Raw genomic sequence first — 23,511 nt, 5'->3', positions numbered from 1 at the left:
GGACCGCCCGCCCTGCCATCGTCGTTCGGTGGACGTGAAGGGACTCGAACCCCTGACCTCTCGCGTGTGAAGCGAGCGCTCTAACCAGCTGAGCTACACGTCCGGGCACCCCTGTGCCGACACGGCGTCGGGGTGACGGAGGGAAACAATAGCCGGTGCGGACGCGGGGGCGGTAATCGCCCCTCCGGTGCCGTGCCGACACGTGTCGCCCCGACCGCGGGGCGACCCTCAGTCCACTCCGGGCACCTGCGTCAGCAGCTGCTCGGCCCACTCCGGCACGAACTGCGGGATGCCGGCCCACGCGAGATAGCCCCAGATGACGCCCCACACGACGAGCAGGGTGCCGAGGGCAACGAGGCCGCGGACCCAGATCGCCCGGGCCATGATCCAGTCGTTCCAGCGGCTGACGTGGTGCCTGGCGAAGTCGAGCCACCGCTGCGCGAACTCGAACTCGCTGGCGAGGATGAGCAGGCCGAAGAAGACGACGAGCCAGCCCGGCCCGGGCGCCGGCACCATGATGAGGCCGCCGACCGTCACGACGCCGCCGACGACACCGACGGCAGTGCGCCAGATGACGTGCGTGACGCGGTTGCCCCGCAGCCGCGCACGCCAGGCCCAGCGGTCCTCGGCCGCGTCGAGCGTGAGGTTGGCGTCGGAGTAGTCGACGGGCGGACGATCCTCGTCGCGCGCGTGGTCCTCGTGGGTCACGGGTCGCAGTCCCGCTCGGCGTTGCTGCGGAAGACCCGATGCAGCTCGGTCGTGACGGGCCGGTCGGTCGGGAGCGTCCGGTCGTCGACGGCGTGGATCGGCAGGACGTCCTTGGTCGAGCTCGTGATGAAGACCTCGTCGGCGCTCTGGAGCACGTCGAGCGGCAGCGTCTCCTCACGGACCTCGATGCCGGCGGCTCGCGCCCACTCGATCGTGAGCTCGCGGGTGATGCCGAGCAACAGCCCCGACTCGGCCGGAGGCGTCAGCACGACGGCGTCGACGACGACGAAGATGTTGCTGCCCGTGCACTCGCACAGCTCGCCCCGGGTGTTGCCGAAGACCGCCTCGACGGCGCCCTCCTGCTTGGCGCGGGCCAGCGCGACGACGTTCTCGGCATACGACGTCGTCTTGAGCCCGACCACGGCCGAGCGCTCGTTGCGCGTCCACGGGACGACCGTGAGCTTGCCGCTCTCGGGAGGGAGCGGCTGCGGCCCCGCGATGACGATGTAGGTCAGGGAGCTGTCGTCACGGTCGGACCCGAGCGGCCCGACACCACCGGTGACGCTGTAGCGCAGCCGACCGAAGTCGATCGTCGGACCGTCGAGGACCGCGGCGACACCCCGGTCGACGACGGACAGGTCGATCGGCGGCAGCCCGAGCCCGGCCGCGGAGCGTTCGAGGCGCCGGTGGTGGCGGGTCAGGGCGAAGGGCCGCCCCGCCGCGATCTTGGCCGTCTCGAAGACGCCGTCACCGACCGTGACCGAGTGGTCGAGGGCCGAGACGGAGGGGCCGGTCGGGTCGACGAGGTCGCCGTTGACCCAGACGCGCGTGGTCGTGCTCATGGTCCCTTCCTGGGGGCTCGGCGGCCGCCCGGAAGGCGCCCGACGGGAGCACTCATGGTGTCACAGTGCCCGCGGCGAGCCCGATGAGGCGGGCCGCCTTGAGCTCGGTCTCGGCCCACTCCCCCTCGGGGTCGGAGTGCCACGTGATCCCGGCGCCGGTGCCGAACCGGAGCCACCGCCGGCCGGTGTCGTCGCGCTCGGCCCAGAAGGTGCGGATGCCGACGGCGAGGTCGGCCTCCCGCGCGTCGGCGTCGACCCAGCCGACGGCCCCGCAGTACGGCCCGCGGGCCACCGTCTCGAGGTCACGGATGGTGGTCAGCGCACTGGACTTGGGCGCCCCGGAGACTGAGCCCGGGGGGTAGGCGGCCGCGAAGACGTCGGCCCAGCCGACGCCGTCGCGCAGGTGCCCGCTGACCGTGGAGACGAGGTGCACGAGGCCGGGATGCGCCTCGACGGCACAGAGCTCGTCGACCGAGACGGTCCCCGGCTCGCAGACGCCGGACACGTCGTTGCGCATGAGGTCGACGATCATGACGTTCTCGGCGTAGTCCTTGGGCAGCATCTGCTCGGCGGTCGCCGCGGTGCCCTTGATGGGACGGGTCACGAGACGCCGGCCCCGACGCCCGAGGAAGAGCTCCGGCGACGCGCTGACGACGTCGAGACCCGCGGCGTCGCAGCGGACGCGCGCTGCGTGTGGTGCCGGGTTGCCTTGTCGCAGAAGGTCATCGAGTCGATCGAGGTCGGCGTCGGCCGACAGCTCGTGGCTGAGCACGCGACAGACGTTGACCTGGTAGACCGTGCCGGCAGCGATGCGTTCCCTCACCTCGCGCACCGCGCCCACGTATGCCGCCCGGTCGAGTGACGTGTGCCAGTGGCGGTCGAGCGGCCGCCACGCCGTCGCGGGACCCGCGGCGGGCCTGGGTCCCGGCCCGACGGCATACGCGCTCGGGGTGACCTCGGCGAAGCGCACCGCCGTGACGGCGCCCTCGAAGGTGGCCACGACGGCCCAGAAGCCCTCGCGCGTCATCGCCTCGAGGGCTTCGGGGCCGTGGCGGACGTCGACGACCCCGTGCGCGTCCCGGTCGGCGAAGCGGGCGTGGTCCACCCGCAGATCGTAGGGCCTACCCGGCGAGGGCCTTCTCGATGTCACCGGCGAGGTCGGAGGGGTCGGTCGTCGGTGAGTACCGGCCGATGACGGTGCCGTCGCGGGCGACGAGGAACTTGGTGAAGTTCCACTTGATCTTCTTGCCGAGCAGGCCGCCCTTCGCGGACTTGAGCCACGTGTAGACCGGGTGCTCGTCCGGGCCGTTGACGTCGATCTTGGAGAACATCGGGAAGGTGACGCCGTAGTTCTTCTGGCAGAAGGCGCCGATCTCCTCGTCGCTGCCGGGGTCCTGGCCGCCGAACTGGTTGCACGGGAAGCCGAGGACCGTGAGGCCCTGGGCGCGGTAGGTCTCGTAGAGCTCCTCGAGACCGCCGAGCTGCGGGGTGTAGCCGCACTCGCTCGCGGTGTTGACGACGAGGACGACGTCACCGGCGTACTCGCCCAGCGACACCTCCCCGCCGTCGATGGAGGTGGCCTTGAAGTCGTGCAGGACGGTCACGGTGTCTCCTCTGGTGGTGGTGCGTCCTTCCGATCCTCACCCGTGGATCGCCCGAACCACGAATCGGCGCTCGTCCGGAGCGTGACGCGGCAGCGTGGGCTGCCGTATCAGCCCGGGCGGTGGGACGCTCTTGGTGACGAGGGTGAGCCGCCCGGTCGCCCCCGCGTCCGCTCGTCGCGAGGAGGTGCCCGGTGCCCCAGGACTACGTCGACTTCGACGTCACCATCGAGCACGGCGACCAGGGGTATGCCGTCCGCGTGGGCGGGACGACCACCTCCGCGCCCTTCACGCTGCCCTTCGCGCCGACCGAGCTCGCGGCGTTCATGGTCGCCGTCGGACCTCCCCGGGCGGCCACGCGCCGCCTCGTGCCTGCGGCGGCGCGGGTCACCGACGTCAAGGACTACGGCGGCCGCCTCGGGGACGCGCTCTTCGCGGACGACGTCGGCGCGGCCTTCCGTCAGAGTCTCGACGCGGCTCGGACGCAGGGGCGCGACGTGCGGGTGAGACTGCGGCTCGACACGGTCCCCGAGCTCGAGGCGGTGCCGTGGGAGTACCTCTACTCCACGGGGCTCGGCCGCTTCCTCACGCTCTCGACGCGCACCCCCGTCGTCCGGCTCCTCGACGCGCTCGACACTCCCCCACCGGTCACCGTGCAGGCGCCCCTGCGCGTCCTCGTCATGATCTCCAGCCCGGTCGACATGCCGGAGCTCGCCGTCGAGCGGGAGCAGCAGCTGCTGCGGGCGACGACCAACGACCTCGTCGCCGCCGGCCTGCTCGAGCTCGTCGTGCTCGACCGGGCGACGCTACCGGCGCTGCAGCGGGCCCTGCTCGACCCGTTCCACGTCTTCCACTTCATCGGGCACGGGGGCTGGGACCGCACGAGCGAGCAGGGCGTGCTCGTCCTCGAGCGGGAGGACCGCACCTCGCACCGCGTGAGCGGCTCCCGGCTCGGCACGCTGCTGCACGACGCCCGGGACCTGCAGCTCGCCGTCCTCAACGCGTGCGAGGGTGCCCGGTCGTCCGGGCGCGACGCCTTCTCCGGCGTCGGCCAGGCCCTCGTGCGCCAGGGCCTGCCCGCAGTCGTCGCGATGCAGACGGAGATCTCCGACCGGGCCGCGCTCGTCTTCAGCCACGAGTTCTACTCCTTCCTCACGCGCGGCCTACCCATCGACGCGGCGATCTGCGAGGTGCGCAAGGCGATGGCGACCTCGGACGAGGCCTCGGAGTGGGGTACGGCGGTCCTGCTGCGCTCCGGCGGGGGCCAGCCCTTCTCCTTCGCGCCCGGGGCGGTGCCCGCGCCCTCGCCCGAGACGCGGTGGCAGTCCCTCTACGACGCCGCGCAGGGCGCCCTCGCCTCCGACGCGACCCTGACCGCGGTCCCGATGCTCGAGCAGCTCGCCGCCGAGCGCCCCGACTACGCCGACGTCACCGCACTGCTCGAGCGCGTGCGTCCCGGCGAGGCCCCGGGGACCGCTCCCGAGGGCACACGACCGCCCCCGACCGGCCCCGGTGCGGATCCGCCGTCGCCTCCGTCGCCGCCGTCGCCACCCAGCGGCACGGCTGCCCCTCCGGCCCGGCCGCGTCGCGTCCCACTCCTCGTCGCGGCGGGCGCCGTCGTCGTCCTCGCGGCCGCCGGTGGCACCGCGCTCTGGCGGGCACAGAACCCCTCCCCGCCGACCGACCCCCCGATCGCGTCATCGGGCACGACGCCGGCATCCGGCGCCCCCTCGACGTCCGCGTCGGAGGTCGCTGGTGCCCGCACGGTCACCCTGCCGACCACCGGGCAGCCCACGGGGGCGCTCGTCCTCCCGTATGCCGTCGGCGGGGACTACTTGAGCGCTGCCGGGAGCAGCCAGGTCGGGCCCTGGGGTGACCTCATCGACGTGCTGCGGCTGCCGAACGGCAACCGGGTGGTGACCGTGTCGCAGGCGGGCACCGTGCGCATGTCGCTGACGGACACGGGCGGGGAGTCGCTCGTGGACCTCGGCGCCTTCGGCAGCCGCGTCGAGGCCAACCGGGGCACCCGGTTCGCCTACGTCGACCGCGGCGACGGGCACCTCAGCGTCCGTGACGACGAGGGCACCGAGGTCGCGGCGCTGCAGGCCGTCGGGCCCGAGGCCGAGGTGGTGGGCTTCGCCGGGTCCGCCGTCTTCTTCACGAACGGCGGCTCGACCTTCCGGTGGGACACGAAGACGTCGCGTGCCGCCGAGTGGCGGCAGGCGGAGATGGTCGTGTTCAACGACTCGACACGCACCGCCGTCGGCCGTTCCGACGGTGGGTGCTTCGCCGTGCTCAAGGTCGACACGCCGTCGCAGGCCACCCGGAACCTCGACTGCCGGGGGCTCGACGTCCAGGGCCTCACCGGCGACGGACGCTACGCGATCGCGTGGAGCACCCCGACCGGCCCCGAGGAGAGCCAGGTGCTGCTCGTCGACACCTCGACCGGCCGGCCCGCCTTCGCCGTGCGGGTCCCCTCAGGGTCGAGCGTCGTGCAGTCCGGCTACCGCACGAGTCCCGTGCCGCGCACGCTCGAGCTGAGCACCGTGACCCCGGACGGTCGCAACCGTCTCGTGGGCTGCCCCACCGATGGCACGTGCTCGATCCTCACCGAGCCGAAGCCCACGGCGGGTGACCCGCAGGCTCCCCCGCCGTACGTCATCTCCCGCGACTGAGCGGCCCGGTCAGGAGGCGTCGTCGGGCTCGGGGGGCACGTCCTTGCCTTCTCGCTCGTCGCGGTCGGCCCACTCGAGCAGCGCGCCGAAGTCGAAGACGGCGTCGTCGATGCCCGCGTGCAGGTCGCCGAGGCGGGCGAAGCGCTCGGGCATCGTCGCGATGGTGAAGTCCTGCGGCTCGGCATCGGCGATCTCGTCCCAGGCGAGTGGGGCGGAGACCGTGCCGCGCGGGTTGCCCCGGACGCTGTACGCCGCCGCGATCGTGTGGTCCCGGGCGTTCTGGTTGTAGTCGACGAAGAGGTCCTTCGGCGAGCGGTCCTTGCGCCACCACGTCGTCGTCACGTCATCGGGGAGGCGCCGCTCGACCTCGCGGGCGAAGGCCAGCGCCCCGCGGCGCACGTCCTTGAAACCCCAGTCGGGCGCGATGCGCACGTAGACGTGCAGTCCGGAGCCGCCGGACGTCTTGGGCCACCCCACCGCGCCGAGCTCGTCGAGGATCTCGTGGGTCGTCGCCGCCGCGCGTCGCACCTTCTCGAAGCCGCACTCCGGCATCGGGTCGAGGTCGATGCGCCACTCGTCAGGGCTCTCGGTGTCGGCGCGCCGGCTGTTCCACGGGTGGAACTCGACGGTCGACATCTGCACCGCCCAGATGACGTCGGCGAGGCGCGTCACGCACAGCTCGTCGGCGTGCAGGCCGTAGCGCGGGAAGTGCAGGCGCACCGTCTCGACCCAGGGCGGGGCCCCGGCAGGCAGCCGCTTCTGGTGCACCTTGGGCCCGTCGACCCCCTTGGGGAAGCGGTGCAGCATGCACGGCCTCTCGCGCAGCGCGTTGACGATCCCCGGGCCGACGGAGAGGTAGTAGTCGACGAGGTCGCGCTTGGTCTCGCCACGCTCGGAGAAGTAGACGCGGTCGGGGCTCGAGAGGCGCACGATGTGGTCGCCGACCTCGATCTCGACGGGCGGGGTCTTGCTCGACGCAGCCATGGCCGACAGCCTACGGACCGCGGACCTGCCGGACGCTCCGACCGGCCCGGCGGCATACGCCCTCGACGTGCGGAAGGGCCCGTCGACGTGAGTCGACAGGCCCTTCCAGCGGAGCGGACGACCGGGCTCGAACCGGCGACCTCAACCTTGGCAAGGTTGCGCTCTACCAACTGAGCTACGTCCGCCTGCCAGGCCCTCGGAGCCGAGGCTCCGTGGGTGCGAGGTAGACCATAGCGGACGGTCGGGCCAGGTGCGAAACCCGCTCTCGGAGTGGCCGTTCGGCTACTTGCCGACAGCCATCTCGCCGAGCTCGGACCACTGCGTGCCCTCGACCGTCGTGTTGACGATCTTCGGCGTGGCGGCCAGGTACGCGGGCAGGCTCGAGGTCGCCTCGCGGAAGTGGTCGCTCTGCACGTGGGCCCCGCCCGCGGCGTCGTCGCGGAAGGCCTCGACGAGGACGTACTCGGTCGGGTCGTCGAGGCTCCGGGACCAGTCGAACCACAGGCACCCGTCCTCGGCTCGGGTGGCCTCGGTGAAGGCGCGGGAGATCTCCGGCCAGTCGTCGGCGTGCTCGGGCTTCACGGGGAACTTCGCGGTGATGAAGATCAAGGGACCACTCCTGGTGTCTCGAGGTGCTGGGGGCGGATCGGCGGACGACGGGCCACCTGCCCGTTGCGGGGACGCGACCCATGGTGCCCGTCGGGGTCAGGCTGCGGCACAGGGGGTGACCGGGTCTGGCCTTCGAGTGGGCCAGAGGCCGCCGTCGTCATCCCCGAGGAGTGATGCCGCCTTCTGGGCGCGCGCGTTCCATGGAGGTATGTGCCGCTGGATGGTGTACTCAGGTGACCCGATCCTCGCCGAGGACCTTCTCTTCAAGCCGGAGCACTCGCTCATCGAGCAGAGTCTGCACTCGCGGATGGGGGCCACGACCACCAACGGCGACGGGTTCGGGATCGGCTGGTACGGCGAGGGCCCCAGGCCGGCGGTCTTCAAGAGCGTCGACCCCGCCTGGAACGACGAGAACCTCCGCGAGCTCACCGCACAGGTCCGCACTCGCCTGATGTTCGCCCACGTGCGGGCCTCCACGGGCACGCCGGTCCAGCGGAGCAACTGCCACCCCTTCCGCCACGACGACTGGCTGTGGATGCACAACGGGGCCGTCTTCGGCTTCCACGAGCTCAAGCGCGACCTGATGTTCGCGATCGACCCCTCCCTCTACCCCGACGTCGAGGGCTCGACCGACTCCGAGGCGCTCTTCTTCCTCGCCCTGACCTTCGGCCTGCGGGAGGACCCGGTGGGCGGCGTCGCCCGCGCCATCGGCTTCGTCGAGGACCTCGCCGAGCGACGTGGCATGAGCAATCCCGTCCAGGCGACGATGGCGGCCAGCGACGGTCGGAGCGTGTGGGCCTTCCGCTACTCCTCGCAGCACCAGAGCAGGACGCTCTTCCACTCCACCAACGTGGCCCAGCTGCGGGACCTCCACCCGGAGGTGGAGATGCTTCGGACGCTCGGCGACGAGACGCGGTTCGTCGTCTCCGAGCCGATCCGTGACCTGCCGGGCGCGTGGGTGGAGGTCCCGGAGTCGTCCTGCGGCATCATCCAGCCCGGCGACGACGAGATCCGTCCCTTCGAGCCGATCCGCCCGACTCACGTCGCCTGACGACGGTGGCCTGACGCCCTCGCTGACGGTGTGATCCGGCCCGTGCAGCCCCTGACGGAGTGCACGGGCCGGATGGACGCCGAGGGCAGGGTGAGCCTGGTCAGTAGCCGAGGATCCGGGACTTCTGGGTCTGGAATTCCTGCTCGGTCAACACCCCGGAGGCGCGCAGCTCGCCGAGCTGCTGCAGACGGGCCAGGTCGGCGTCAGGGTCGGGCGCCGCGGGCGGGGGCGGCGGGGGCGGAGGCGGCGCGGCATACTGCGGCGGCGCCTGCTCCTGGACCTGCTGCTCCTCCTGCGAAGCCCACCGGCCGGCCTGACGCCGTGACACCCGGTTGGACACCGCTGTCGCAGTGCCGGCGACGACGGCCGTCCGGGCCACTCCACGTAGAAGTCCCATCGTGTTCTCCTTCTTCTTCTCGACTGCGGTTCGTCCTCGTGCACGCACGCCGGTTCGACCGACGGGTGCGGTTCCCGTCCGACTACTCGGCGGCCTCGGCGGCTGCCTCGAGGGCCTCCAGGCGAGCGATGACCGCGTCCGCCGGGAGGCGGACGCTGGCGACCACCTCGGCCCCGGCACGTCGCATGGCCGAGACGAAGGGGCCCGCCCACGTGTTCTCGTAGACGAGCACGGCCACGGCGTTGCCGGGCTGCACCAGGTCGGCCGCGGCCGCCAGGTCCTCCTCGTCGAGCAGGTCGGACTCGACGCCCTCGAAGATCGCGAGGTCGAGCGTGCCGTCCCCGTCGAGGTCGGTGATGGCGACGGCGGTCACGGTCCCGTCGGCATCGCGGACGAGGCCCCTCATGTCGAGGACCCGTATGACGCCGGCGTCGACGAGCCTGATCAGCTCCGCCATCCCCTCACCCGTGAGCCGGGCGCCGGGAAACTCCAGCGCGAGGTAGTCGATCGGTCCGACGTCGACGTTGACACTCATGTCTGCCTCCTTGGCGACTCTCCACTGACACCCCGAGACTCCGTCCCGGAGCGATGCCGCGGCATCGCTCCGGGAGGATGAGTTGCCGGTCCCCTGCCGGCACGCGGCCGGTGCTAGCCGTCCGCATCATGATCCGGCCCGGTGTCCGCCACCTGGTGCACGGCGGTCACGCCGATGCCCAGGGTCTCGAGGAGAGCCAGCACGCGCGCCAGGGCGTCCGGGGCATCCATGGTCACACTGAGCACCGTGGCGCCGCCGACGTCTTTTCGCCGGATGGGACCGAGCGAGTCGGCCAGGTCCGCGGACAGCTCTCCGTCGACGACGATCTCGTACACCTGCATGGTGACCTCACATCCCGGACACGCGGAAATGATGCTTTCTGGCTCCCCTCATGGTTACTCTCGGAGAGTCAGTCATCCCCCGCATCCATCAACGGGGATGACCTCTCGGAGACAGGGACTCCCCTCATGCCCGGTCCACGCCAAGCGCGGATGACTCTTCCCCTGCCCTCGGCCGGGGTCATCGACCGCCCGCGGCTCGTGCCCCTGCTGGACGAACGGCCCGTGGCCGTGCTGGCGGGCATGGCGGGGTTCGGCAAGTCCACGCTGCTCGCCGCGACCATGCGCCGGCAACAGGTCCGGGGGGCCGCCCTCTGGCTGACTCTCGACGACTCCGACCGGGACCCGGTGCGCCTGGTGTCGGACCTCCTGTCCGCCGCCAGCCTGGCCGGGATCGACGAGCTCACCGCCGCGATCGCTCCGCTGCGCACGTCGTCGTTGCGCGCTGAGCCGCTCACCCTCGTCGACTCGCTGCTCGAGGCGCTCTACGACACCGCAGAGCCACTGATCCTGGCTCTCGACGACGCGCAGCACCTCACCGGGTCGAAGGCATCGGCAGCCGTGGTCAACCACCTCCTGCGGTGGGCACCGGCCAACATGCGCGTCGTCATCGGGGCGCGCGTCGTGCCGCCCCTGAGACTGCAGCGACTCCGGCTCGACGACCGCCTCTCGTACCTCGCCCACGACCAGCTCGCCTTCAGCCCCGACGAGACCGCCCTGGCCGTCAAGGCAGCCGGACTCGACCTCGACCAGGAGACCGCCGACTCCATCCACGATGCGACCGGTGGCTGGCCGGCCGGCGTGCGGATGGCGATCCTGGCGGCCCGCCAGATCGACCGGCCCCGCAACGTGCCGTCGGAGCTGCGTCGCGACCAGGCGCTTGCCGACTACCTCGCGACAGAGGTGCTCGCGTCCCTGTCCGACGAGCTGAGGGACTTCGTGCTCGACAGCTGTCTCGACGAGCAGGTCTGCCCCTCGCTCATCGACAGCATCCGGGGGACGACCACCGCGGAGATGCTCCTCGAGCAGTGTCTCGCCGAGGGCATCTTCCTCTCACGCGGCACCGCGCCCACGGACGAGCCGTGGTTCACCTGGCACCCCCTCTTCGCCACCCACATCCAACGGCGCCTGGCGACCGACCTGCCCGAGCGCGCCGCGCAGCTCCACGCCGCGGCCGCGGCCTGGTGGGTCCCTGTCGACGCGCCGACGGCGATCCGACACGCCGTGGCCGGCGGCGACGGAGAGACCGCCGGGCGCATCTTCTCGGAGCACTGGCTGGAGCTCTTCCTCGAGGGCCGGGTCGACGCGGTCATGCACGCGATCGAGCACCTTCCTCACGCCCTGGCCGACCACCGGGAGGCGCACCTGGCCAAGGCCCTGGTCCTCGTGCGCGGCGGCAGGCTCGACGCCGCCCGCGCCGAGGTCGCCGCAGCCCGGAAGGCCGCCGCGTCCGTGCCCGGGCCGCTCGAGGAGGGTTTCGACGAGCGCACGGCGATCGTCGAGCTCTTCCTCACCGGCTACGACCGGGGACTTGGCGCCGCCGTGGAGACCGGTCAGGCTCTCCTGGAGCGGCTGGCTCGGACCGGGCGCGCGCGCGACCCGGCGATCCACGCGGCCCTGCAGGTCTTCGTGGGCATGGGCGAGGCGCGCCTCCAGAGCCACCTCGAGCTCCCCCTCGAGATGCTGCGCGCGTCGGCCGCCACCGCGCACGACACGGGTCTGGTGGCCCTCGAGCTGACCGCGCTGGCCGAGTCCTGCATCCCCGCGATCTCCGAGGGTCGTCTGACCGAGGTGCACGACCTTGCCGTCGACGTGCTCGCCCGGGCCGCCGAACGCGGGTGGGTCGGACTGGTGACCCTTAGCCCCGCCATCGCCTATCTCGGCTGGTTCGACTACTGGAAGGGCAACCTGACGCAGGCCCGGTCACAGCTCGAACGGAGCCTGTCGATGGTGCTCCCGTTCGACGCGGAGCTGCGCGGTCTCGCGCTGAACTTCCACGCGAAGACCTGCCTGTCGCTCGGCGACGTCAAGGCCGCTCGAGCCAGCATGTCGGAGATCAGCGGCATGAGCCGGTCGGCGTCCGTCCCGCCGTGGTGGCCCTCGATGCTCGCCGGGCTCGAAGGACTCGCCCTGGTCGCCGAGGGCAGGACGCGCGAGGCCGTCGCGCTGGCGTCCTCCGCTCCGACGGAGCCGGAGTACCGACTCGCCCCCGCTCACCGTGCGCGGGTGCTCCTGCGAGCCGGGGACCCTGCCGCCGCGCTCGCGGAGCTCGACCGGGCGCCGGTCAGCGGCACGTTCGTGCACATCACCTGCCTCTCGCGCTGCATCGAGGCGGAGGCCCGGGCCGCCTTGGGGCGGACCGACGCCCACGCGTCGCTCGAGCTCGCGCTGGCGGCTGCCGAGCCCGACCAGCTCTACGGCCCCTTCGTCGCGGGCGGAAAGAGGATGGCTGACCTGCTCAAGGCCCATCTGCGCCACGGGACCAGCCACCCGGCGGCACTGACGCAGGTGCTGGCGCGTCTGGCGAGACAGCACGAGCACAGCGTTCCCGGGTGGGGTGAGCGCCTGACGGACCGCGAGCGGGTCATCCTGCAGTACCTCGCCACCAACCTCACCAATGCCGAGATCGCCGAGGCGGAGTACATCTCGCTCCACACGACGAAGACGCACATCGCGCACATCTACCAGAAGCTCGGCGTCGGCAGCCGTCGCGCGGCCATCCGTCGCGCCGCCGACCTCGACCTCTACTGAGCCGGCTCGACGGACCCAGCCAACCCGCATCTCCACCTCAGCGGATGACGCGCGTCGACCGACGCCGCGACATGCTGCGACGAAGAGGTGGCTGAGAACCCGACGGGAGAGGCGGACGACATGCGTGCTGTCGTTGTCGTGGCCGGTGACGTCGACGAGCGCGACGTGTGGCCGTATGCCGTCTGGTCGGACAGCGACGGGACGAGTACCACTCTGAGCATCCACGTCCACGACAGCCAGGAGCTCGTCGGGGTCCTCACTGCGCTCACCGCGCTCGGGCTCGAGGTCACCTCCACCCGGCTCCTCGACGAGCCGGGTGCTCACGACCCCCCCGGACTGGCCCTCTGACCGCTCCCATCTCGCTCTCGGAGAGCGATGCTGGGCCCGGTCCGGAGGATGAACGTAGGGCTCGACAGCAGGTCAATCCACACGAACGCCGCCACAACCGGCGGCACCGAAAGGGCGGTCATCACCATGGACTTCTGGAGCTTCTTCTGGCTGCTCGTCTGGTCCTTCTTCTTCGTCGCGTACCTCATGATGCTGTTCCAGATCTTCGGGGACCTCTTCCGCGACGAGTCACTCGGCGGCGTCGCCAAGGCGTTGTGGGTCATCGTCCTCATCTTCTTCCCGCTGATCTCCGCGCTCGTCTACGTCATCGTGCGTGGCCGAGGGATGGCCGAGCGCACCATGAAGCGCAACTCGGAGGCGATGGCCGCGCAGGAGGACTACATCCGCACCGTCGCCGCGCCCAAGACGTCGTCCATCGAGGAGCTGACGCAGGCCAAGGCCCTGCTCGACGCCGGCGCCATCACGCCCGAGGAGTTCGCACAGATCAAGTCGCGAGCTCTGGCATGACCCCAACCGCCCCGGGCGCGCTTCGGCCGGCCGGGGCCGTCGACCGTGACCGCTTGCTGGCCACGTTCCTCGGGCTCGTGGCGGTGGACAGCCCCACGGGCCACGAGGAGTCGATTGGGCGGGTCCTCGAGGAGCGCTACCGCGAGCTGGGGTGCACGACCACCAAGGACGACATCGGCAACATCGTCGCCGTCCTTCCGGGCACCCGAGCGGGCACGATCCTCGTGTCGACGCACATGGACACGGCCGGCACGGACCGAGGGATCGTCCCCATCATGGGCGACGACGGGATCATCCGGACCGATGGCTCCACGATCCTCGGAGCCGACGACAAGTCCGGTCTCGCCGCCTGCCTCGAGCTGCTGAGACTGCTCAAGGAGAACCCTGACTGGTCCTTCCCGACGATCGAGTTCGTGTCGACCGTCGGGGAGGAACGCGGACTGGTCGGCTCACGTCATCTCGACGTGGGCCGGCTGGCGGCGACCCACGGGTTCGTCCTCGACACCGCCGGGGTGATGGGGTCGGTGACCTACTGGTCACCGACCTCGGTGTACCTCACGGTCACCTTCCACGGTCGCAAGGCCCACGCAGGCGTCGAGCCCGAGAAGGGCGTGAGCGCCGTCCGCGTCGCGGCGCAGGCCATCGCGTCGATGCCGCTCGGCCGCATCGACGAGGAGACGGTCGCCAACATCGGCACGGTCCATGGCGGGGAGGCCCGCAACATCATCCCCGACACGGTCGTGCTCGAGGGCATGGCCCGCAGCCACGACCAGGACAAGCTCGACGGTCAGCTGGCGGCGATGCGGACGGCCTGCGAGCACGCAGCCGACGCCAACGGCGCGACGGTGGACTTCGTCGCGGAGGAGATCTACCAGACGTACCGGATCGCCGAGGACGCCCTCCCCTACCGGGAGGCGGCCGCCGCGATCAGGTCGCTGGGGCTCGAGGTCTCACCCCGCAAGTCCGGTGGTGGCACCGACGGAAACTACTTCAACGCCAAGGGGATCCCGTGCGTGGCGCTGCCGACCGGCATGGTCGACGAGCACGCCACGAGCGAGCACATCGCGATCGACGACATGGTGCTGGCGTGCCAGACCCTCGTCGCGATCGTCACCCAACCGGTCCAGGAGGAGTGAGCGGACATGAGATACCAGTACGTGCGCCGGGTCGCGGCGGGCCTTGCGGTCTCCGCGACCCTCGTCGTCGGCGGGTGCGGCACCGACCCCGCGGTGCAGGACCTGTGCACCAACGCCAAGAACCTCTCGACCGCCGTCCAGGACATGAGCGCCCTCAAGCCCGACGGCACCAAGGTCGACGCACTCACCGCCAAGGTCGATGCGGCCCTGGCGAAGCTCGACCAGTTCCAGGCCGTGACCGAAGGACGGTTCGACTCCGCCGTCTCCACCCTGCGCGCGAACCTCGACAGCTTCCGGCAGGCTCTGGCCGCCGCGAGCAACGAGGCGTTCACCGCCGCGGCACCGCAGCTCACGACGTCCCTCAAGGACGTCCGCTCGGCGTACGCGGCACTCAGCGAGTCCCTCGCCACCCAGTGCCCGGCCGGCTGACCGATCGTGCACCTCGCTAGGAAGGAAACGACATGAGCGTCAGCTTCGTGCTCGAGGCACTCGTGGTGCTCGGGGCGATCGTCATGGGAACCCGCGCAGGCGGAGTCGGGGTCGGCCTCTGGGGCGGCCTCGGCACCTTCGTGCTCGTCTTCGTCTTCCGGGAGCCGCCCGGTGAGCCGCCGGCAGCTGCCCTCGCGATCATCCTCGCCGTCGTGACCTCAGCCGCGATGATGCAGGCCGCAGGTGGCATCGACTGGATGGTCTACGTCGCGGCGGGCGTCATCGAGAAGCGCCCCAAGCAGATCACCATCATCGCCCCACTGACCGCCTTCCTCTTCTCCATCGGCGCCGGGACGAGCAACATCATCTACCCGCTGCTGCCGGTCATCTACGACGTCTCGTACAAGAACCACATCCGCCCCGCGCGGCCGCTCACGGTGACCGTGGTCCAGTCGGGCATGGCCCTGGCGGCATCGCCCGTCTCGGCGGCGATGGCGGCGATGCTGACGCTCACGGAGGTGGCGCCCTACAACCTCGGGCTGACGCAGATCCTCGCGATCACCATCCCGTCGTGCGTCATCGGCATCGTGGTCACCTCGCTCGTCGTCAACCGGATGTGGAAGAACCTCGACGACGACCCCGAGGTGCAGGCCAAGATCGCCTCCGGTGAGCTCGTCGCACCCCAGCACGCCGTCGAAGGTGAGTCCGCCGCCTCGAGGCTGACCTACACCAAGGAGGGGCGCAACTCCGCGCTCGCGTTCCTGGCCGGCGTCATCCTCATCGTCGTCTTCGGCCTCTTCCCGCAGCTGCGACCCGCGTTCGCCGCCGAGGGCGAGGCCGCGGTGCCCATCGACATGACGACGACGATCGTCATGGTGATGTTCGTCGTCGGCGTGGCGATCCTCTTCCTCGGGCGCCCCGACGTGAAGACGGTCCCCGACCAGTCCGTGTTCAAGGCCGGCATGATCTCGGCGATCGCCCTCTTCGGGATCGCCTGGCTGACGGCCACCTTCATCTCGGCCCACGAGGACTACATCGTCAGCACCATCGGCGGATGGGTCACGAGCTGGCAGTTCATCTTCGCCCTCGCCGTCTTCCTCGTCGCCGCCCTGACGACGAGCCAGTCGACGGCGACGCGGACCATCGTCCCCATCGGCCTGGCTGCGGGCCTTCCGGTGGGTGTCGTCACGGGCATGTGGGCCGGCGCCCTGAGCGGCGTCTACACCCTGCCTGCGAACGGCACGCAGATCGCCGCGGCCAACTTCGACCTCACCGGCACGACCAAGCTCGGCACGAAGCTGCTCGACCACAGCTTCTTCATCCCGATGCTCGTCATGTCCGTGGTCACCATCGCCGTCGGCGCGCTGATCGGCGGGGTCTTCTTCTGACCCCGCTTGACCGTGCCCCCTGACAACCACGAAGGAGAGACCATGCAGGCCAAGGAGATTGCCGACAAGGCCCGGGCCCTGATGCCCGGGGTCGTGGAAGACCTCGAGAAGCTGGTGGCGATCCCGTCGATCGCGTTCCCCGGATATCCCTCGGAGCCCATGGAGCGGATGGGGGCCACGACGCTGCAGATGTTCCGCGACGTCGGGTTCACCAACGCCCAGCTGATGGAGGTGCCCTCGGGCTACCCGCCGATCTATGCCGAGATCGAGGGGCCGGAGGGCTCGCCGGTCGTGGTGCTCTACGCGCACTACGACGTGCAGCCGGCTCCACCCGAGCAGGGGTGGACGAGCGACCCGTGGACGCCGACGCACAAGGACGACGGCCGGATCTACGGACGTGGTGCCGCCGACGACATCAGCGGGCTCGTCAGCCACCTCGGCACGCTGCGGGTCTTCGACGGCAAGCCACCGTGCACGGTCAAGCTGATCCTCGAGGGCATGGAGGAGACCGAGAGCAACCTCGAGGCGTTCGTCGAGGCCCACCCCGAGCTCTTCGCCTGCGACCTCTTCGTCATCTGCGACATGGGCAACCTGCGTGTCGGCGAGCCGGCCCTGACGACAGCCCTGCGCGGCGACGTCGCGTGCGTCGTCACCGTGCGCACGCTCGAGCACCCGCTGCACTCCGGCGTCTTCGGCGGCCCGGCGCCCGACGCCATGATGGCCCTGGCCCGACTCCTCTCGACCTTGCACGACGACGACGGCAACGTGTCCATCGCCGGCGCCTCGACGACGGTGTGGGACGGCGCGGACCTCACCGAGGACGACCTCCGGTCGAGCGCTGACGTGCTCGACGGTGTCGAGCTCACCGGCAGCGGCCGGATCGGAGACCGGCTGTGGGCTCGCCCGTCGGTCAACGCGATCGGGGTCGACATGACCAACATCGCCACCTCCTCGAACGTGCTGATCCCCGAGGCCAGGGCCAAGATCTCGATGCGCATCGTCCCCGGGTCCGAGCCGGACGCCGAGCTCGACGCCCTCGTGGCGCACCTGGAGACGCATGCCCCCTGGGGGGCCAAGGTCGAGGTGCAGCGCACCAAGGCCGCTCCTCCGTTCCTCTGCAAGACGGACGGGCCGGGGTATGCCGCAGCGCGCGACGCGTTGGCCGAGGCCTTCGGCCGGCCGGCCGGGGAGGCCGGCTGCGGCGGGTCCATCCCGTTGCTGCGGACGCTCGAGAAGGCCGCTCCCGGCTCGGAGTTCGTGCTGTGGGGACCGGAGGACGTCGCGGCCTCACGGATTCACGCGTCCGACGAGAGCGTCGACCCCAGCGAGATCGAGAAGATGATCGTGGCCCAGGCCCTCCTGCTCCAGCGCCTCGCCGACGGCGCCGGGGTCGGGTCCGGGTAGACCACGGGGCCCGCGCATGACGGGCGTCGTAGCGGTCTTCGCGCTGCTGGTCATCGTCTTCGTGAGCCAGTCGACGCGGGTCGGCCGGGCCCACCTGACCGGACCCATCGTCTTCGTCGCCTCCGGCATCGGTGTCGGCCTCGTCCTGACGAGCGGGGCCGACACCGAGACCAGCCGCGCCATCGCCGAGGTGACACTGGCACTGACGCTCTTCCACGATGCGGCGCAGCTGCAGCCGCGCGAGGTGCGCGGTGACTCGGTCTTCACCGGCCGGTTGCTCCTCATCGGTCTCCCCCTGACGATCGGGGCCGGCTACCTGGTGGCCCGCGGGATCTTTCCCGGCTCCAGCGTCTGGCTGGCGCTGCTGCTCGCGGCGACCCTGGCTCCCACCGACGCCGGGCTCGGCGCGGCCACCGTGCTCAACCCCGTCGTGCCGGTGCGGGTCCGGCGCATCCTCAACGTGGAGAGCGGTCTCAACGACGGGATGGCCACTCCCGTGGTGCTGTTCGCCGTTGCCGCTGCTGCCGGTGGCGCGCCCGAGGATGCCCTCGTGCACGCTCTGCGCGAGCTGGCGATCGGGGGGCTCGTCGGCATCGCGGCCGGGTATGCGTCCGGCCGGCTGATCGAGCGTTCGCGGAGGGCCGGCTGGGCCGAGTCCGCCCTGCTGCCCGTCGCGACCCTCTCCGTGCCGGTGCTCGCCTACTACGGTGCCGTCGAGGTCGGCGGCAACGGCTTCGTCGCAGCCTTCCTGGCCGGGACGGCCTATGCCGCCGCCCAGAGGGAGTCGAGACACACGCACGCCGGCCTGGAGCTGACCGACCGGCTCTCCGCTCTGCTCGGGTTCGCCGTGTGGCTGCTCTTCGGGATCACGGTCGCGCACCACCTCGACTGGATGGTGCGGTGGCAGAGCCTGCTCTTCGCGGCGCTCTCCCTCACCGCACTGCGGATGCTGCCCGTCGCGTTGTGTCTCGTCGGCACGGGACTGCGACGACCCACCGTGCTCTTCGTTGGCTGGTTCGGGCCGCGCGGACTCGCCTCCGTCGTGTTCGCGCTCATCACCTACCAGAGCCTCGGCGCCGCGGACCCCGCCGTCCAGACCCTCATCGGCGCAGTGGCCACGACGGTGCTCCTCAGTGTCGTCCTGCACGGCCTGACAGCGGGGCCCTGGGCGCAGCGGTACGGCGACTGGGCCCAGCGCACCCGTCCCACGGTCGAGACCCAGCCTGCGGCAGAGCCGCTGGCGGTGCGCCGGTCGGTGGGCGGGCACACCACGTACGGGCCGCGGGACGCAGAAGGCACGCCGCCACGGTGACGCTCCGGGTCACCGGGAATCCCTGCCTAGATCCCGCGCCAGGTCGACGTGGCGCGGCCGATGCGCTCCGACAGACCGGAGCCGACGACCACCCCGACGGCGATGGCAACGATCGACAGCAACGCGTTGACGAAGTCGCCGAGGCCGGCGGCCTGGTCGGCTCCGACGATCCGCGCCACCCCCTGGAGGCCGAGCGCCCCCGGCACGAGCAGCCAGAACGTGGGCAGGAACGTCACCGGCACCGGTGGCCCGCTCCTGCGGCTCTGGATCGTGTAGCAGACGGGCAGCACGACGGCTGCAGCCAGGAAGCTCGCGCCCAGGGTGCCGAAGGCGCGACCGGACAGCGCCTGGACGCCGTAGGCGACGTAGAGGACCACGAGGAGCCATGCGAGCGTCCGATGCGGCGCGGACGAGGCGACGAACTGTCCGACTCCGAAGACGAGGACCCCCACCCAGGGCGCCCATCCCCCGAGAGCGGCAGGAGCCTGCTCCAGTGCCGGTGGCAGACCGGCGATCTCGGCCCCCATCGCGATGCCGAAGCTCAGGACCAACAGCCGCTCTAGCCCGTAGACGAGCCGAGCCGAACCAGCCAGCATGTCTCCTGTCGAGAGCTCCACGGTGGCCATCGTCAGTGCGGCGCCGGGCAGGAACGTTACGAGCGCGGGGATGACGATCTCCAGCGGAGGCGAGTCGAGCGCCGGAGCCACCCACTGGAAGACGACGGCCGTGACCACCGTCGCCGTGACGACGGGGAGCACGAGCGAGAGCATGGGCTCACGGTCGGCCCACCACCGCAGGCCGCCGACGAGGAATCCGATGAGCAGCAACGCCGGCAGGGCGCTGGCCGTGGGGTTGAGCATGAGGCCGAGGCCGACGGTGAGGACGCCGCTGGCGAGGACGGACACGCCGCCGCCGAAACGTGGCCCTGCGGCGACGAGCGCATCGAGACGCTCACGTGCGACGCCCGCGTCGACGGTGCCGTGGCGGATGTCGTCGATGAGCCGGTAGAGGGCGTCGACCTGGTCGAGCCGCAGGGGCACGCTGCTGCCGGCCTCGAAGTCCATCCGGCTGGAGTCCCCGGTGTCGATGCGCACGAACACCCCGGTCGGCACGACGAAGAACGTGACGCCGGTGGCGGCGTACACCACCGCCACCTCCTCGAGGATCTGGGTCACGCGCTCCGTCGCGTCACCGGCCCGGGACATGACGACGCCGAGGTGCCGAAGGAGGTCGAGGACGGCCTCGGGGGGCGGCGCCTCGAAGTTCTCGGGCTCGGGGTCCGAGGCGGGGCCGAGAGGTGCGAGGTGCCCCTGGGCGACTTCCGCGACGCGCGACCACCAGCGGCGGCTCACCGACCGCACTCGTGCACCCGGTGTGACAAGCCCCCCGGACACCGGGTCAGCATCGCTGGACACGTCACCAGCGTGACAGCCGCAGCGGTCGTCAGAGTCATCCTCCACGGGTGACTCTCGCCCGCGGCGGGCGTCCTAGATTCGAGGAGCGCGGCAGGCGCGTGTGCTTGGCGGAGGGAGCGCAACCATGGCCGGAACGAGTTCGTCAGCCGGGTCCGGGAGTTCCGGGCAGGCAGCAGCGCAGGCCGCGGCTCGCGCGGGCGGGGTGCTGGCCGCCACCTGCCTGTCGACCTTCGTGGTGAACGCCAACACCTCGGCGGTCAGCATCCTCCTGCCGGCCATCAGTGCCGACACCGGCATGGACGTCACGACGCTGCAGTGGGCCGTCACGGGCTACTCGCTCGTGGGTGCCGCTGTCATCGTGACGTCCGGCTCGCTCGGTGACGTCTTCGGCCGCAAGCGCGTCTTCCAGCTCGGCCTGATGCTCTTCGTCGTGTCCTGCATCTTCATCGCGCTCTCCTCGTCCGGCGGCGCCGTCATCGCCGGCCGGGTCATCCAGGGAGCGGCCGGGGCCACCATCCTCGCCTGCGGCCTCAGCCTGCTGTCCGTGGCCAACGACGGCCAGGCGCAGCTGCGTGCCGTGTCGCTCTGGGGTGCCGCTGCCGCTGTCGGGGCCGCTGCCGGCCCCCTTATGGGTGGGGTGCTGGTGTCGGTGATGGGCTGGCAGGGACTGTTCTGGGTCGACGCCGTGATCGCGATCGTCTGCATCTTCATCACGGCCCGTCAGGTCTCGGAGTCGCGTGACACGACCCGGTCGCGGTCGATCGACTACGCGGGGTCGCTGCTCATCGCGCTGACCCTCGCTCCGCTGATCCTCGCCCTGAGCAAGGGCGGTGACTGGGGCTGGGGCTCGGTCGCGACGCTCGCCTGTGTCGCCATCGGTGTCGCTTCAGGATTCGCCTTCGTCGCCGTGGAGCGACGCGTGGCCGTCCCGATGCTGGACCTCGGTCTGCTGCGCAACCGCGTCCTCGTCGGGTCGACGATCGCCATCCTCATCGGTGCCGGCACCATCAACGCGCTGATGTACCTCCTCAGCCTCTACTTCCAGGACCCTGCTGCCCTCGGCTTCACGACCCTCCAGGCGGGCCTGGCGACGCTGCCGGCCACGGTCGGCCTCGTCGCCATCGCCGCCCTCGTGCCGCGCCTCACCGCGCGCCTCGGAGGTCGCCAGGTGGTCGCCATCGGGTTCCTCCTGACAGCCGTCGGTTTCGCCGCCCTCGGCTTCGCCGACGCCGACTGGGCCTACCGTGCCTTCCTGCTGCCGCTGTTGGCCGTCGCGGTGGGGATGGGTCTGTCGAACGGGCCGGCGTCATCGGCGTCCACCGCGTGCGTGCCGGAGAAGCAGGTCGGGTCTGCGTCCGGGGTGTCGAACATGGCGCGCTACGTCGGGGCGGCGGTCGCCACCGCGCTGGCCGCGACGATCTACGGAGCCGTCATCGCGGACCGAACGGCGGAGGGACAGCCCGCGGGAGATGCCCTCGCCTCGGGCCTCGCGACCGCGTCCTGGGTGATGGCCGTCTTCAGCTTCCTCGGCGTGCTGATGGCCGTCCTGATGGGCCGCCACCAGGCCGCCAAGGGCACGATCCACGACTCGGCTGCCGCCGCGGCATCAACCGCCATGACCCTGCGCACCACGGCGACCGGCACCGCAGCCACGGGTGCTGCGGTGAAGGGCGCCTGAGGACGCACGTCCCTTGTCGCGAGGTTTTCAGTCCCTCCTCGCGAGCTCAGAGCCAGTCAGGCGTCGGAGCGTGTCAGCCGTCGGAGGAAGAGTGCCTCGGCCAGCGCCATGTCCGCGATCTCCTGCGGGTGCACGCTCTCGTTGGGGGCGTGGATGAGGGCCAGCGGCTCCTCCACGCCCATCAGGATGAGCTCGGCACCCGGGTAGGTCTCGGCGAAGACGTTGCACAGCGGGATCGAGCCGCCCTGGCCCAGGCCCACCATCGGCGTACCGAAAGCCTCCTCCATCGCGGACGCGATGGCGCGGTAGGCGGGTCCGTCGGTCTGGGCCGAGAAGGGCGATCCCGTCGCCTCCGTCTCGACGCTCACGTGCACGCCCCAGGGGGCAGCGGCGACGAGCTGGTCCGTCAGCGCCTTCTCGGCCACAGCCGGGTCGGTGCCCGGGGGGATGCGCAGGTTGAGGCGGGCACGAGCCCGGGGCACGATGGCTGCCGCGGACCCGACGACCGGCGGGCAGTCGATGCCGAGGATCGTCAGCGACGGCCGCGCCCAGAGCATGTCGGACACGCTCCCCTTGCCGAGCAGCGACGCCCCGTCGACGACGCCGGCGTCGCTGCGGAACTGGTCCTCGGGATAGGTGGCCCCCGGCCACTCCTGGCTGTTGTCGAGGCCGGAGACCGTCGTGTTGCCCTCGGCGTCGCGCAGGCTCGCCAGCATCGCGACGAGCGCTGCGAGCGCGTCCGGGGCGGCGCCGCCGAACATGCCGGAATGGACCTCCGAGGCAAGTGCCTCGACGGTGACGACGACGTTGACCATGCCGCGCAGGCTCACCGTGGCAGCCGGTCGTCCGACCGCTGCGTTGCCCGTGTCACAGACGAGGACGGCGTCGGCGCGGAGCAGGTCCGCGTGCTTGGGCACGAAGTCCTCGAGGCCACCGGTCCCCTGCTCCTCCGAGCCCTCGACGACGAGCTTGAGGTTGACCGGCACGTCGTCGCCGAGCGCCCGAAGGGCGGTCAGGTGCATGACGATGTTGCCCTTGCAGTCTGCCGTGCCGCGGCCGTACCACCGGCCGTCGACCTCGGTCAGCTCGAACGGCGGGGTGCGCCACGCGTCCTCGTCCAGGGGTGGCTGCACGTCGTAGTGGGCGTACAGCAGGACCGTGACGGCGTCGGGGTCTGCGCACGGCCGTGACCCCACGACCGCCTGGCTCCCGTCCGAGGTCTCGGCCAGGTGCGCGTCGGCGAAGCCGACCGCAGCGAAGGCGTCGAGGACCCACTGGGCCGCCCGGGCGCACTCCTCCGGCGGGTACTGCCGCGGGTCGGCGACGGACGGGATCGACACGAGCTCGGCGAGGTCCGATCGGGCCTGTCCCATCAGCCCGGCAACACGCTCACGCAGCTCCAC

Annotated in this window: 22 protein-coding genes and 2 tRNA genes; 11 read left to right on the top strand and 13 right to left on the bottom strand. The window is 71.3% G+C overall.

Going from position 1 to position 23,511, the window contains the following annotated elements; all coding sequences use genetic code 11:
* Positions 1-29 precede the first annotated feature (29 nt).
* The 5 genes from ASD90_RS12040 to ASD90_RS12020 all read right to left on the bottom strand — a co-directional run bounded on the left by ASD90_RS12040 (position 30) and on the right by ASD90_RS12020 (position 3,154).
* Positions 30-103: transfer RNA gene (locus tag ASD90_RS12040), tRNA-Val, on the bottom strand.
* A gap of 125 nt (positions 104-228) precedes the next feature.
* Positions 229-708, bottom strand: a complete 480-nt coding sequence (locus ASD90_RS12035; protein ID WP_056756567.1) for a TIGR02611 family protein — start codon at positions 706-708, stop codon at positions 229-231.
* Entirely contained in the window at positions 705-1,550 is an 846-nt protein-coding gene (locus ASD90_RS12030) for an aminotransferase class IV (protein WP_056756564.1), read from the bottom strand. The genes ASD90_RS12035 and ASD90_RS12030 overlap by 4 nt, the downstream gene beginning before the upstream one ends.
* Before the next feature lie 52 nt (positions 1,551-1,602).
* A complete protein-coding gene (locus ASD90_RS12025; RefSeq protein ID WP_082588681.1) occupies positions 1,603-2,655 on the bottom strand; it encodes a chorismate-binding protein in 1,053 nt (350 codons plus the stop codon).
* Positions 2,656-2,671: 16 nt separating this feature from the next.
* Entirely contained in the window at positions 2,672-3,154 is a 483-nt protein-coding gene (locus ASD90_RS12020; protein ID WP_056756562.1) for a glutathione peroxidase, read from the bottom strand.
* A 191-nt stretch (positions 3,155-3,345) separates the two neighbouring features.
* Between ASD90_RS12020 and ASD90_RS23995 the strand changes: the two genes are divergently transcribed.
* Entirely contained in the window at positions 3,346-5,826 is a 2,481-nt protein-coding gene (locus ASD90_RS23995) for a CHAT domain-containing protein (protein ID WP_082588680.1), read from the top strand.
* 9 nt (positions 5,827-5,835) lie between these two features.
* Here ASD90_RS23995 and ligD read toward each other — a convergent pair whose 3' ends face one another.
* The 3 genes from ligD to ASD90_RS12000 all read right to left on the bottom strand — a co-directional run bounded on the left by ligD (position 5,836) and on the right by ASD90_RS12000 (position 7,419).
* The gene (gene ligD / locus ASD90_RS12010; RefSeq protein ID WP_056756559.1) at positions 5,836-6,810 is read right to left on the bottom strand and encodes a non-homologous end-joining DNA ligase; all 975 of its coding nucleotides are present in this window, start codon (positions 6,808-6,810) and stop codon (positions 5,836-5,838) included.
* 112 nt (positions 6,811-6,922) lie between these two features.
* Positions 6,923-6,995: transfer RNA gene (locus ASD90_RS12005), tRNA-Gly, on the bottom strand.
* Between the two features lie 97 nt (positions 6,996-7,092).
* A complete protein-coding gene (locus ASD90_RS12000; RefSeq protein WP_056756555.1) occupies positions 7,093-7,419 on the bottom strand; it encodes a putative quinol monooxygenase in 327 nt (108 codons plus the stop codon).
* 220 nt (positions 7,420-7,639) lie between these two features.
* On the opposite strand from ASD90_RS12000, the gene ASD90_RS11995 reads away from it, so the two are divergent.
* A complete protein-coding gene (locus tag ASD90_RS11995) occupies positions 7,640-8,470 on the top strand; it encodes a class II glutamine amidotransferase (RefSeq protein WP_056756552.1) in 831 nt (276 codons plus the stop codon).
* Positions 8,471-8,570: 100 nt separating this feature from the next.
* Here ASD90_RS11995 and ASD90_RS11990 read toward each other — a convergent pair whose 3' ends face one another.
* The 3 genes from ASD90_RS11990 to ASD90_RS11980 form a co-directional block, all read right to left on the bottom strand.
* Positions 8,571-8,867, bottom strand: coding sequence for an SHOCT domain-containing protein (locus ASD90_RS11990; RefSeq protein WP_056756550.1), 297 nt, complete (start codon positions 8,865-8,867; stop codon positions 8,571-8,573).
* An 82-nt stretch (positions 8,868-8,949) separates the two neighbouring features.
* Positions 8,950-9,402 (bottom strand): DUF6325 family protein, encoded by a 453-nt coding sequence (locus ASD90_RS11985; protein ID WP_056756548.1) that lies wholly within the window; start codon positions 9,400-9,402, stop codon positions 8,950-8,952.
* Positions 9,403-9,515: 113 nt separating this feature from the next.
* Positions 9,516-9,737: a hypothetical protein gene (locus tag ASD90_RS11980; RefSeq protein WP_235506609.1), complete on the bottom strand. Its 222-nt coding sequence runs from the start codon at positions 9,735-9,737 to the stop codon at positions 9,516-9,518.
* 156 nt (positions 9,738-9,893) lie between these two features.
* On the opposite strand from ASD90_RS11980, the gene ASD90_RS11975 reads away from it, so the two are divergent.
* The 8 genes from ASD90_RS11975 to ASD90_RS11940 all read left to right on the top strand — a co-directional run bounded on the left by ASD90_RS11975 (position 9,894) and on the right by ASD90_RS11940 (position 19,015).
* Positions 9,894-12,491: a LuxR C-terminal-related transcriptional regulator gene (locus ASD90_RS11975; protein WP_056756542.1), complete on the top strand. Its 2,598-nt coding sequence runs from the start codon at positions 9,894-9,896 to the stop codon at positions 12,489-12,491.
* 120 nt (positions 12,492-12,611) lie between these two features.
* The gene (locus tag ASD90_RS11970) at positions 12,612-12,839 is read left to right on the top strand and encodes a hypothetical protein (RefSeq protein ID WP_157610822.1); all 228 of its coding nucleotides are present in this window, start codon (positions 12,612-12,614) and stop codon (positions 12,837-12,839) included.
* Positions 12,840-12,965: 126 nt separating this feature from the next.
* Complete coding sequence (locus ASD90_RS11965; protein WP_056756537.1) at positions 12,966-13,346, top strand: SHOCT domain-containing protein; 381 nt, start codon at positions 12,966-12,968, stop codon at positions 13,344-13,346.
* A complete protein-coding gene (locus tag ASD90_RS11960) occupies positions 13,343-14,482 on the top strand; it encodes a M20/M25/M40 family metallo-hydrolase (protein ID WP_056756534.1) in 1,140 nt (379 codons plus the stop codon). Before ASD90_RS11965 ends, ASD90_RS11960 begins: the two co-directional genes overlap by 4 nt.
* 6 nt (positions 14,483-14,488) lie before the next feature.
* On the top strand, positions 14,489-14,911 hold the full coding sequence (locus ASD90_RS11955) for a hypothetical protein (protein ID WP_056756531.1): 423 nt from the start codon (positions 14,489-14,491) through the stop codon (positions 14,909-14,911).
* A gap of 32 nt (positions 14,912-14,943) precedes the next feature.
* Positions 14,944-16,299, top strand: coding sequence for an anaerobic C4-dicarboxylate transporter family protein (locus tag ASD90_RS11950; RefSeq protein WP_056756528.1), 1,356 nt, complete (start codon positions 14,944-14,946; stop codon positions 16,297-16,299).
* A gap of 42 nt (positions 16,300-16,341) precedes the next feature.
* On the top strand, positions 16,342-17,703 hold the full coding sequence (locus ASD90_RS11945; RefSeq protein ID WP_056756525.1) for a M20/M25/M40 family metallo-hydrolase: 1,362 nt from the start codon (positions 16,342-16,344) through the stop codon (positions 17,701-17,703).
* A gap of 16 nt (positions 17,704-17,719) precedes the next feature.
* Positions 17,720-19,015 carry a sodium:proton antiporter gene (locus ASD90_RS11940; protein ID WP_056756522.1) on the top strand — a complete coding sequence of 432 codons (1,296 nt, stop codon included), beginning with the start codon at positions 17,720-17,722 and terminating at the stop codon, positions 19,013-19,015.
* Positions 19,016-19,041: 26 nt separating this feature from the next.
* Here ASD90_RS11940 and ASD90_RS11935 read toward each other — a convergent pair whose 3' ends face one another.
* On the bottom strand, positions 19,042-20,367 hold the full coding sequence (locus ASD90_RS11935; RefSeq protein WP_056756520.1) for a threonine/serine exporter ThrE family protein: 1,326 nt from the start codon (positions 20,365-20,367) through the stop codon (positions 19,042-19,044).
* A 187-nt stretch (positions 20,368-20,554) separates the two neighbouring features.
* Here ASD90_RS11935 and ASD90_RS11930 point away from each other — a divergent pair, with 187 nt between their 5' ends.
* The gene (locus ASD90_RS11930; protein ID WP_235506607.1) at positions 20,555-22,108 is read left to right on the top strand and encodes an MFS transporter; all 1,554 of its coding nucleotides are present in this window, start codon (positions 20,555-20,557) and stop codon (positions 22,106-22,108) included.
* Positions 22,109-22,164: 56 nt separating this feature from the next.
* On the opposite strand, the gene ASD90_RS11925 is transcribed toward ASD90_RS11930, so the two are convergent.
* Positions 22,165-23,511: a dipeptidase gene (locus ASD90_RS11925; RefSeq protein WP_082588679.1), complete on the bottom strand. Its 1,347-nt coding sequence runs from the start codon at positions 23,509-23,511 to the stop codon at positions 22,165-22,167.

This window comes from Terrabacter sp. Root181, assembly GCF_001428505.1.
Taxonomy (GTDB): Bacteria; Actinomycetota; Actinomycetes; order Actinomycetales; family Dermatophilaceae; genus Terrabacter.
Note: the sequence above shows the minus strand (reverse complement) of the source record. Positions and strands in the feature narration are given on the sequence as shown.

Excerpts from the sequence above, each read along its gene's own strand:
- ASD90_RS12030 (WP_056756564.1), bottom strand. The coding sequence starts at position 1,550 with ATGAGCACGACCACGCGCGTCTGGGTCAACGGCGACCTCGTCGACCCG.
- ligD (WP_056756559.1), bottom strand. The coding sequence starts at position 6,810 with ATGGCTGCGTCGAGCAAGACCCCGCCCGTCGAGATCGAGGTCGGCGAC.
- ASD90_RS11995 (WP_056756552.1), top strand. The coding sequence starts at position 7,640 with ATGGTGTACTCAGGTGACCCGATCCTCGCCGAGGACCTTCTCTTCAAG.
- ASD90_RS11990 (WP_056756550.1), bottom strand. The coding sequence starts at position 8,867 with ATGGGACTTCTACGTGGAGTGGCCCGGACGGCCGTCGTCGCCGGCACT.
- ASD90_RS11985 (WP_056756548.1), bottom strand. The coding sequence starts at position 9,402 with ATGAGTGTCAACGTCGACGTCGGACCGATCGACTACCTCGCGCTGGAG.
- ASD90_RS11975 (WP_056756542.1), top strand. The coding sequence starts at position 9,894 with ATGACTCTTCCCCTGCCCTCGGCCGGGGTCATCGACCGCCCGCGGCTC.
- ASD90_RS11970 (WP_157610822.1), top strand. The coding sequence starts at position 12,612 with ATGCGTGCTGTCGTTGTCGTGGCCGGTGACGTCGACGAGCGCGACGTG.
- ASD90_RS11965 (WP_056756537.1), top strand. The coding sequence starts at position 12,966 with ATGGACTTCTGGAGCTTCTTCTGGCTGCTCGTCTGGTCCTTCTTCTTC.
- ASD90_RS11960 (WP_056756534.1), top strand. The coding sequence starts at position 13,343 with ATGACCCCAACCGCCCCGGGCGCGCTTCGGCCGGCCGGGGCCGTCGAC.
- ASD90_RS11955 (WP_056756531.1), top strand. The coding sequence starts at position 14,489 with ATGAGATACCAGTACGTGCGCCGGGTCGCGGCGGGCCTTGCGGTCTCC.
- ASD90_RS11950 (WP_056756528.1), top strand. The coding sequence starts at position 14,944 with ATGAGCGTCAGCTTCGTGCTCGAGGCACTCGTGGTGCTCGGGGCGATC.
- ASD90_RS11945 (WP_056756525.1), top strand. The coding sequence starts at position 16,342 with ATGCAGGCCAAGGAGATTGCCGACAAGGCCCGGGCCCTGATGCCCGGG.
- ASD90_RS11940 (WP_056756522.1), top strand. The coding sequence starts at position 17,720 with ATGACGGGCGTCGTAGCGGTCTTCGCGCTGCTGGTCATCGTCTTCGTG.
- ASD90_RS11930 (WP_235506607.1), top strand. The coding sequence starts at position 20,555 with ATGGCCGGAACGAGTTCGTCAGCCGGGTCCGGGAGTTCCGGGCAGGCA.